The 9,745-nt window shown below is 70.4% G+C and carries 8 protein-coding genes and 1 pseudogene; all 9 read left to right on the top strand.

The genetic code is table 11. The features are described from left to right. A pseudogene (locus tag P2P98_RS17675) lies at positions 1-554 on the top strand (3,4-dioxygenase subunit beta); the annotation flags it as partial. Between the two features lie 175 nt (positions 555-729). Next, positions 730-1,446 carry a CoA pyrophosphatase gene (locus tag P2P98_RS17670; protein WP_275801565.1) on the top strand — a complete coding sequence of 239 codons (717 nt, stop codon included), beginning with the start codon at positions 730-732 and terminating at the stop codon, positions 1,444-1,446. A 27-nt stretch (positions 1,447-1,473) separates the two neighbouring features. Further along, positions 1,474-3,189: a glucose-6-phosphate isomerase gene (pgi, locus tag P2P98_RS17665; protein WP_275801564.1), complete on the top strand. Its 1,716-nt coding sequence runs from the start codon at positions 1,474-1,476 to the stop codon at positions 3,187-3,189. 351 nt (positions 3,190-3,540) lie between these two features. Further along, positions 3,541-4,470 carry a phospholipase gene (locus tag P2P98_RS17660; RefSeq protein WP_275801563.1) on the top strand — a complete coding sequence of 310 codons (930 nt, stop codon included), beginning with the start codon at positions 3,541-3,543 and terminating at the stop codon, positions 4,468-4,470. A 91-nt stretch (positions 4,471-4,561) separates the two neighbouring features. Then, positions 4,562-5,140 (top strand): PadR family transcriptional regulator, encoded by a 579-nt coding sequence (locus P2P98_RS17655; RefSeq protein ID WP_275801562.1) that lies wholly within the window; start codon positions 4,562-4,564, stop codon positions 5,138-5,140. Positions 5,141-5,210: 70 nt separating this feature from the next. Further along, positions 5,211-6,887, top strand: coding sequence for an AarF/UbiB family protein (locus P2P98_RS17650; protein WP_275801566.1), 1,677 nt, complete (start codon positions 5,211-5,213; stop codon positions 6,885-6,887). A 30-nt stretch (positions 6,888-6,917) separates the two neighbouring features. Further along, positions 6,918-7,910, top strand: coding sequence for a DEAD/DEAH box helicase (locus tag P2P98_RS17645; RefSeq protein WP_275801561.1), 993 nt, complete (start codon positions 6,918-6,920; stop codon positions 7,908-7,910). 64 nt (positions 7,911-7,974) lie between these two features. Beyond that, positions 7,975-8,223 (top strand): hypothetical protein, encoded by a 249-nt coding sequence (locus tag P2P98_RS17640; protein ID WP_275801560.1) that lies wholly within the window; start codon positions 7,975-7,977, stop codon positions 8,221-8,223. Positions 8,224-8,274: 51 nt separating this feature from the next. Further along, positions 8,275-9,745 (top strand): hypothetical protein (locus P2P98_RS17635; RefSeq protein WP_275801559.1); only part of this gene is annotated, 1,471 nt, incomplete at its 3' end.

Raw genomic sequence — 9,745 nt, 5'->3', positions numbered from 1 at the left:
GAGGGGCGACCGCAGCGGGCGTGCCGATGACCCTGAATCTGACCATCTTCGACACCGCGAACGGCGACGTGCCTTTCGCCGGTGCCGCCGTGTACGTCTGGCATTGCGACACCGAGGGACGCTCCTCGCTGTACTCGTCCGGGATCGAGGACGAGAGCTACCTGCGCGGGGCCCGAGTCGTCGGGGACGACGGCATCGTGTCCTTCACATCGATCTTCCCCGGCTGCTACGACGGCCGCTGGCCCCACATCCACTTCGAGGTCTACCCGAACGTGGATGCCATCACCGATGCGTCCAACGCGATCGCGACGTCGCAGGTCGCCCTGCCGCAGGCCGCGTGCGACGTGGTGTACGCGGACGCGGCGTACCCGTCGTCGGCATCCAATCTCTCCCGAGTCTCGCTCGACAGCGACAACGTCTTCGGCGACGACGGGGGAGCACTCGAGCTCGCCACCGCCACGGGCGACAACTCCTCCGGCTGGACCGTCTCCCTGGGCGTCCGCGTCGACACGGCCACGACCCCGGCCGCGGGTGCCGCACCCGGGCGGCGCTGACCCGAATCCGCCAGGAAGGCCTCCGATGCCGCGGAGAAGGAGTCTTCGGGCGCGGAGAGGGCCGCTTCCGCGACCGCGCCCGCCGGTGCCTGTGTCGACGTCCCGATCGAGGATCGGTGGCAGGCGAGGCAGGAGAGGAGGATCGAACGGACGACGCGCTCGGTAGCCTCGACCCATGTCCTCCCCCCGCGCGCAACTGGAGAACCTCGTCCGTCGCCCGCACGCCGGCGACTTCGCCGCCCTGCACGCTCTGCCCGTCGAGGGCGAGGCGCGAGCCGCCGCGGTGCTCATCCTGTTCGGTGTCCTCGACGGCATCCCGAGCCTCCGCGAGGCGGCGCACGTGCCGAGCGACCTGGACGTCCTCCTCCTGGCGCGTGCCTCCACCCTGCGGGCGCACCCGGGCCAGGTCGCGTTCCCGGGCGGCCGTGTCGACCCCGGAGACGCGGATGCCGTGGCCGCGGCGTTGCGCGAAGCCCGCGAGGAGACGGGGCTCGATCCCGACGGGGTCGATGTGCTGGGGACGCTCCCGGCCGTGCCGCTCGCGTTCTCACGGCACGAGGTAACCCCGGTGATCGGCTGGTGGTCGCGCCCGACATCGGTTCGCGCGGTCGACAGGGCAGAGTCGGCCGAGGTGTTCCGCGCCCCCGTGGCGGACCTTCTCGATCCGGACCGTCGCGGGTCGACGGTCATCCGACGCGAGGGACGGGTGTGGCGGGGGCCGGCGTTCGCGCTCGAGACGGCCGGCGGGCCGCAGACGGTCTGGGGCTTCACCGCGATGGTGCTGGACGGACTGTTCGATCTGCTCGGCTGGACCGAACCGTGGGATGCCGCTCGCGAGATCGCGCTGCCCGAGCAGGCGCCGACGTCTCCTCCCCATCCCGCAGATCTTTAGCGTCTTCCACGCGCTTCGTCATCCGCGATGTGTACGGGCGCGGGGATCGCTAGCGTGGACACCGTGACTGCGCCTATCGACCCCACCACCACCGCCGCCTGGTCCCGCCTCTCCGCGTTGCGCGACTCGTTCCAGCCCGACCTCCGCGGCTGGTTCTCCGCCGACGCCGACCGGGTCCGCGACCTCACCCGCACGGTCGGCGACCTGCACGTCGACCTGTCGAAGAACCTCGTGACCCCCGAAGTGCTCGACGCCCTCATCGACCTCGCCGGTGAGACCGGCGTGCGCGAACGCTTCGCCGAGATGCTCCGGGGTGCACACCTGAACACCAGCGAGGACCGCGCGGTCCTGCACACGGCGCTCCGTCGCCCCGCCGGCGCCGAACCGGCGCTGGTCGTCGACGGGCAGCAGGTCGACCACGATGTGCACGAGGTGCTCGATCGTCTCAGCGCCTTCGCCGACCGCGTGCGCTCGGGGGAGTGGCGCGGCGTGACCGGCAAGAAGGTCACGACCGTCGTCAACATCGGCATCGGCGGCAGCGACCTCGGACCCGTCATGGTCTACGAGGCGCTCCTTCCCTACGCCGACGCCGGTGTGCACGCCCGCTTCGTCTCCAACATCGATCCGACCGACATCGCTCAAAAGACCGCCGACCTCGACCCCGAGACGACGCTCTTCATCGTCGCCTCCAAGACCTTCACCACCCTCGAGACGCTGACGAACGCTCGGCTCGCTCGCGATTGGTTGTGGGAGAAGCTCGCCGCGGCGGGGGCGATCGACGACACCGACGCCGCACGCACCGACGCTGTGGCGCACCACTTCGTCGCCGTTTCGACCGCGCTCGACAAGGTGGCGGCCTTCGGGATCGATCCCGCGAACGCCTTCGGCTTCTGGGACTGGGTCGGCGGCCGCTACTCGGTCGACTCCGCGATCGGTCTGTCGCTGGCGATCACACTCGGCCCCGACGCCTTCCGGGATCTCCTCGCCGGTTTCCACACGGTCGACGAGCACGTGGCATCCACCCCGGTCGAGCAGAACGTGCCCGTCCTCATGGGACTGCTCAACGTCTGGTACACGAACTTCCTCGGCGCGCAGTCGCACGCCGTGCTGCCGTACGCGCAGCAACTGCACCGTTTCGCCGCGTACCTCCAGCAGCTCACGATGGAGTCGAACGGTAAGTCCGTGCGCTGGGACGGCACCCCGGTGACCACCGACACCGGCGAAGTGTTCTGGGGCGAGCCCGGCACCAACGGCCAGCACGCGTTCTACCAGCTGATCCACCAGGGCACGCGTCTCATCCCCGCCGACTTCATCGCCTTCGTCAACCCGGCCTACCCCCTGGCCGACGACGGCCGAGATGTGCACGGCCTGTTCCTCGCGAACTTCCTCGCCCAGACCAAGGCGTTGGCGTTCGGGAAGACGGCTGAAGAGGTCGAGGCCGAGGGGACGACGGGTGCCCTCGTCGCCGCTCGGACCTTCCCGGGCAACCGGCCGACCACGTCGATCTTCGCGCCCTCGCTCACCCCTGCCGTTCTCGGTCAATTGATCGCCCTGTACGAGCACATCACCTTCACGCAGGGCACGATCTGGGGTATCAACTCGTTCGACCAGTGGGGCGTGGAGCTCGGCAAGCAGCTCGCCCTGCAGATCGCCCCGGCGATCGAGGGCGACGACGACGCTCTCGCTGCCCAGGATGCCTCGACGGCCGCGCTCCTCGCGTACTACCGCGACCACCGCGCCTGAGAATTCGGGCTGATCCGCGATTTTTTCCGTCGCGGATCAGCCCGCTTTCCCCGCGTCGCGGGGGCTCGAGTCGCGTCGCTGACGAGCCGTTCAACCCGCACTCGAAGGTTTGTGAAGAAATGCCAGGTCAAGGGCGCGAAATTTTCGACGCCGCGCGCGTGACCCGAGAAGCCTCGCGACGCCTCGATCTTCGACGAGGCGTGGTCTCTCCCGCCTGCCCCCTCCCACGACCCTCCCAGGTAACGAAGAGATAACGCTCAGAACGGCCACCCACACTCGGGGACTTGTGTCGACCCGACGGCACAACACCCGCGCTCCACCCGAGAGCGCGCCCCCGACGAAAGTGCTCTTTTGCTGCGTTCCGACCTCAAGCTCGTTCCCGTCCATCGCGCCCGTCGTACTCTCGCCACCGCGGCGACCTGTGCGGGCCTCGCCCTCGGCATGATCGCCACCACCGGTCTCGCCGTCGCGGCACCGCTCTCCCTGCCGGACGCCTCGGCGTCCGCGTTCAGCGCCCCCGAGGCGACGGCCTCACCCGCGACGATGCCGGTGGCGACGCTCGGCTCGACGCCGACGCTGCAGGCGGTCTCGGCATCCGCCGACACCGCCGCTGCCGACGCGCAGTCGGCGCTCTCCGGTGCCGCGTCCGTGCAGGCCGACATCGCGGCGGCGGGTCTGCCGCTGGCGGTCGGCGACACGGGCATCGACACCGCCGCGCTGAACGATGCGGTCGATCGTCTGTCGACCTCGGACCTGCTTCCCACGGTGCTCCTGCCGGCGCTCAGTCAGAACGCCGAGGTCGAGACGCAGCGCGTGAACGATCGCGTCGCCGTTCTGCGTGGCAGCTTGAACGGCGCCGTCGCGGCCAAGGCGGCGGCGGATGCCGCGGCTGAGGCGCAGCGCCAGGCGGAGGCCGCGGCTGCCGCCGAAGCCCAGCGGAAGGCGGATGAGGCCGCGGCCCTTGCGCGCGTCAACACGCCCGACGGTGCCAAGGAGTACGCCGCCCAGCTCGCCGCTCAGCAGTACGGGTGGGGCGACGATCAGTTCTCCTGCCTCTCCTCCCTGTGGACCAAGGAGTCGGGCTGGAACTACCAGGCCTACAACCCCAGTGGCGCGACGGGTATCCCGCAGTCGCTCCCCGGTGACAAGATGGCGACCTTCGGCGACGACTGGCAGACCAACGCGGCGACCCAGATCAAGTGGGGCCTGGACTACATCTCCCGCGGTTACGGCACTCCGTGTGCCGCGTGGGGTCATTCGCAGGCGACCAACTGGTACTGAGAAAAACCTCCGCGATCGACCTCGACCGCGCCATAACGATATATCGTTATGTATCGCTGACTCAGATCGGGTCCGCGCGAAGGAGGTCGTCATGAGTGGTTCATTCCTGGGAGACGCGTTCGGCGGACGCGGCGGAAGCAACGCCCCCGGCTGGCCGGTGTCCAGCATCGTCGAGGGCCTGGAGCAGCTGCGGGCGCAGTTCGAGCAGAAGACCGCGTCCGCACCCCGTATGAACAAGGGTGACGTGCGCTCGGCCGTGCTCTCGCTCCTGCTCGAGCAGCCGATGCACGGCTACCAGATCATCCGCGAGATCGAGGATCGCAGCGGCGGGTCGTGGAAGCCGAGCCCGGGTTCGGTGTACCCGACGCTCCAGCTGCTGACCGACGAAGGCCTCGTGCAGTCCGAGGAGTCGAACGGTCGCAAGACCTACTCGCTCACCGCCGAAGGCCGCGAGGCCGCCGGAGAAGAGACCACGGAGCGCACCGCCCCGTGGGAGTCCGCGGGCTCGCGTGAGGGAGGTCGCATGACGGCGCTCCCCAAGGCCGGCGTCGAGCTCGCTCAGGCTGCCGCCCAGGTGGCACGCACGGGCGACAAGGAGCAGGTCGCGCAGGCCGTCGAGATCCTCGACGAAGCCCGTCGCAAGCTCTACTCCATCCTCGCCCAGGGCTGAGGTTGCCCGTCCCCGGCGCGTGCCCTCGGCACGTCGGCATCCAGGAGTCCCGTTGACCGACGACGCCCTCATGCGTGCGCGCTACCGGCGCATCACGCGGTTCGCCGCGCGCTATCTCGTCCAGGCGTGGTGGTACGAGCTGTTCCTTCCGCGGTTCGGTCTCGGGTGGATCTCCGCCCGAGGCCGAACCCGGCGGCTCCTGCGCATCGCCCAGCGCTTCCACGTCCTCGCGGTCGATCTCGGCGGACTCATGATCAAGGTCGGGCAGTTCATGTCGTCGCGCCTCGACGTGCTTCCGCCGATCATCACGAAAGAACTCGAGGGCCTGCAGGACGAGGTGCCCGCCGTGCCTTTCGCGGAGATGCGCGAGCGCATCGAAGAAGAGCTCGGGATGCCGCTGACCCGCGCCTTCGCCTTCGTCGATGAGCGACCGCTCGCGGCGGCGTCGCTCGGGCAGGCGCACCGGGCGACGCTCACCGAGGCGATGGCGGAAGAGAGCGGACTCCGCGACGTCGTCGTCAAGGTCCAGCGCCCCGGAATCGACCGCATCGTCGACGTCGACCTCCGCGCCCTCCGCAAGGTCGGGCGGTGGCTCAGCAAGGTCTCGATCGTGTCGGATCGCGTCGACATGCCGGCCCTCGTCGAGGAGTTCGCCGTCACGAGCCTCGAAGAGATCGACTACCTCCACGAGGCGGCGAACTCCGAGCGCTTCGCCGCCGATTTCGCCCGTGACGGGGGCGTCGCCGTTCCCGCCGTGGCGTGGGAACGCACGACACGACGCGTGCTGACGCTCGAGGACGTGTCGGCGATCAAGGTCAACGACGTCGAGGCGCTCCGCGCCGCCGGGATCGATCCCTCCGAGGTGGCCGCACGGTTCGCCTCGGTGATGTTCGACCAGCTCTTCGAGGACGGGTTCTTCCACGCCGATCCGCATCCCGGCAACGTGTTCGTGACCCCGCTGTCGACTCCGGATGCCGCCACTTCGGACTGGCGGTTCACGTTCATCGACTTCGGCATGATGGGCGAGGTCCCGCCCGGACTCCGGCGTGGTCTTCGGCGCGTCCTGATCGCCGCGGCCTCCCGCGACGGCAAGGGCCTGGTCGACGGCATCCGTGACATCGGCGTCCTCCTTCCCTCCGCCGACACCGTGCAGCTCGAGCGGGCGATGACCCAGCTTTTCTCCCGCTTCGGCGGCATGGGCTTCGCCGAGCTGCAAGAGGTCGACCCGCGGGAGTTCCGCGCCTTCGCCGTCGAGTTCGGCGACGTGGTGCGCACGCTCCCGTTCCAGCTGCCCGAGAACTTCCTCCTGATCGTCCGTGCGATGTCGCTCACGAGCGGCATGTGCAGTGCTCTCGACCCTGCTTTCAACATCTGGGATGCCGTCGAGCCCTACGCGCAACGCCTCATCCGCGAAGAGAGCGGCAACACCGCCCAAGCGCTCGTGCGCGAGGTCGGAGCGGTCGCCGCCGTCACGGCGTGTCTCCCGCGCCGTCTCGACACGTTGATCTCGCGGTTCGAAGAGGGAGCCGTCTCGGTACAGACGCCGCGCATCGAGCGCCGATTGCGCGATCTCGAGCGGATGATCCGTCGCGTCGTCTCGGCGGTCCTGTTCACCGGGCTCCTGATCGGCGGAATCCTGCTCCAACCCGAGCAGGGTTTCTGGGGGACGACCCTCGTGGTCGCCTCGGTCGCGCCGCTGTCGCACGCTCTGCTCGCGGGATTCGTCGCCCGCCGCAACGGCGGCTGAACGGGCAGCGGTCCTCCTTAGACTGTCCCGGTGCGCCCCGATCCTGCACGCCCGCTCGCGGGGTGGACCTTCGACGGAACGCTTCGTGCCTACCAGGCGGCGGCGTTGCGGCGGGTCGATGTCGACGCGGGGGAGCCGCTGCACCTCGTCGCACCGCCCGGGTCCGGCAAGACCCTCGTGGGGCTGCTGCTGGCCGCCCGACGGGGCAAAAAGACGGTGGTCTTCGCGCCGACGCTCGCGATCAGAGACCAATGGGTCACCGCGGCGCGAGCGCTCGCGCACGACGACGCGGCGGTCTCGGGCGATCCGACCGCTCCGGCCGACCTCACCGCGCTGACCTACCAGTCGATCAGCGTGCTCGACTCCGTTTCGCCGTTCGCGGGTCTTGCGCGGAGCAGGTGGCTCGAGGAGCTCGAGGCCGACGACCGGTCGCCCGATGCCGCGACAGCCTGGCTCGACGCGCTGGCCGAGAGCAATCCCGCCGCGTACCGGCGAGGCATCCGCGCCCGTGCCCGAGCCGTCCGCCGGACCCTGTCGCGACAGGATGCCACGGTCCTCGCCGCTGCGCTCCACCCCAACGCGCGCGACCTCATCGATCGTCTCGTGGCAGAAGGCGTCGAGACGATCGTGCTCGACGAGTGCCACCATCTCCTCGACCATTGGGCGCTCGTCGTCGCAGCCCTGATCGCGCGGCTCCGGGCCGCGGGCCGCGAGCCGTTGGTCATCGGTCTGACCGCGACTCTGCCGACTCCCGACGACGCCGACGAGTACGACAATTACCTCATCCCTGCTCGGCGAGGTCGATCTCGAGGTGCCTGTGCCGGCGGTGGTTCGCGAGGGCGACCTCGCCCCGTATCGCGAGCTCATCCACGTCGTCGAGCCCACCGCCGAGGAGCGGCTGTTCCTGAGCGCCCACGCCGAGGCTCTCGAGGTCGCCCTGCGCACGAGCTTCGCCGTCGGTTCCGGACGCGCGAGTCTGCTCGGCATCCTGCAACCGGCGGTCGGCGGCGCGGGCGCCGATGACATCGATGGCGGGCTCGCTGCGGCGTTCGCCGCTGATTTCGCGGGTGCCGAGGCGGCCGCCGCGATGCTCTTCCTCGTCGCCCCGGACGACCCGGTGACGGCGCACCTGCCGGAGTTCGCGCGTCGCCCGCCGACCACCGATGAGACGCTGCGTCTCCTCGGCCGTTTCGCCCTCGACCAGGTGCTTCCCGACCCCGCTCGCACCCAGGAATGGCAGCGTCTGCGTGCGCTCCTCGCCGACTTCGGGTACGCCCTCACCGACAAGGGTGTGCGTCGCACGCGCGATCCCATCGACTCGGTTCTGACGTCGTAGCTCGCCAAGGACCAGGGGGCGTGCGACATCATCGCCGCCGAGCGTGACGTCATGGGCGAGCGTCTCTGCGCTCTCGTCGTGACGGACTTCGCGCGACACGGCAACGTGCACGGTGGCCTGCTCGGCGCCGCGGGAGCCGTCCGGACCTTCTCGGTGCTGGTGACCGACGCCGCCACCGCAGCGCTTCCGGCGATGCTCGTGACCTCGTCCACCGTGCGCCTCTCGCGCCGCCACGCGCCCGCTGTCCTGCCCGCTCTCGTCTCCGAGCTCGGCGTCGAGGTGACGGCGGTCCCCGTGGACGACGATCCGTCCGTGCTGGAGGTGCGTGGCATCGCCGGGGCGGGCATCGTCAGCGCCGCAGCCCGGCTCCTCGACGCGGGAAGGCTCCAGGTCGTCGTCGGAACGCGCGGGCTGTTCGGCGAGGGCTGGGACTGCCCCCGCGTGAACACCCTCGTCGACCTCGCCGCCGCAGCCGGCGACGCCGCCATGCAGCAGCTGCGCGGCCGCACCCTGCGCCTCGACCCCTCGTGGGCTGAGAAGACCGCCCACAACTGGACCGTGACCGCGCTCATCCCGACCGATCTCGCCGTCGAGGCGCAACCGGATGCCACCCGTCTCCGTCGCAAGCACGCCCGACTCTGGGGGATCGACGTCGACGACCCCTCGCGGGTGGTGCGCGGTCTGAGTGCCGCTCTCGGCCACGCTCAACGACGAGCACTCACGGACGTCCAAGCGAAGATCCCGGGAGCCTCGCCGGGGGCGATCGGCAGCCTTCGCGCGATTCCGTCGCGCGCCGAGACCCGTGAGCTCTGGCGAATCGGCGAGCCCTACCACGACGTCGAGGAAGAGACGTTCGTCGTCGAGCACCGTCCGGACGCCCCGCTGTTCCCGACCTCGGTGTCGGCGACGCGTGCCACTGCGACGGCGCTGCTCGGCACGCTCGGGCTGACGGGCGCGGCGGTGTCCGGGGCCATCGCGCTCGTCCCCGACGCGGCGCCGCCGCTCGCCGGCGCGTCGCTTCTGGCCGGCACCCTCGCTGCGCTCCCTCTGGGTGTCGCGTGGCGACAGGGACGACGTCGCGTCCGCGACGCCGGCGCGACCCTGCAACGGATGGCCGAGGTGCTGTGGGAGGCGTTGGGTGACGCCGGTCGTATCCGCGCCGCGTCCGGCACGCCTCGGGTCGACCCGGCTGATCCTCTCACCGCGGTTCAGCGGCTCGACGTTACGGTTGCGCACGCCGATTCCGCCGACCGCGCGGTGTTCGGACAGGCGCTCCTCGAGCTGTGTGCGCCGGTGCGCGCACCGCGGTTCGTGCTCGAAATCGATCGCGGCGGACGGTCGGCGCCGGTCCGCGCGGCTCTCCGACTCACCGGGGCGGTTCGCCCGCGTCGATTCCTCTCGGTGCCCGCGGACATCGGGCGCCGTCGCGAGACCGCTCACCGCTTCGCGCAGGAATGGCAGCGCCGCATCGGCCCGGCTGTCCTGCACGAAGTCGGGCTCTCGGCGGAAGATCCCGTGATCA

The sequence above is a fragment of the Microbacterium sp. Kw_RZR3 genome (genome assembly GCF_029222405.1).
Classification (GTDB): Bacteria; Actinomycetota; Actinomycetes; order Actinomycetales; family Microbacteriaceae; genus Microbacterium.
Note: the sequence above shows the minus strand (reverse complement) of the source record. Positions and strands in the feature narration are given on the sequence as shown.

Excerpts from the sequence above, each read along its gene's own strand:
- P2P98_RS17650 (WP_275801566.1), top strand. The coding sequence starts at position 5,211 with ATGCGTGCGCGCTACCGGCGCATCACGCGGTTCGCCGCGCGCTATCTC.
- P2P98_RS17640 (WP_275801560.1), top strand. The coding sequence starts at position 7,975 with ATGCTCTTCCTCGTCGCCCCGGACGACCCGGTGACGGCGCACCTGCCG.
- P2P98_RS17670 (WP_275801565.1), top strand. The coding sequence starts at position 730 with ATGTCCTCCCCCCGCGCGCAACTGGAGAACCTCGTCCGTCGCCCGCAC.
- P2P98_RS17655 (WP_275801562.1), top strand. The coding sequence starts at position 4,562 with ATGAGTGGTTCATTCCTGGGAGACGCGTTCGGCGGACGCGGCGGAAGC.
- pgi (WP_275801564.1), top strand. The coding sequence starts at position 1,474 with ATGTGTACGGGCGCGGGGATCGCTAGCGTGGACACCGTGACTGCGCCT.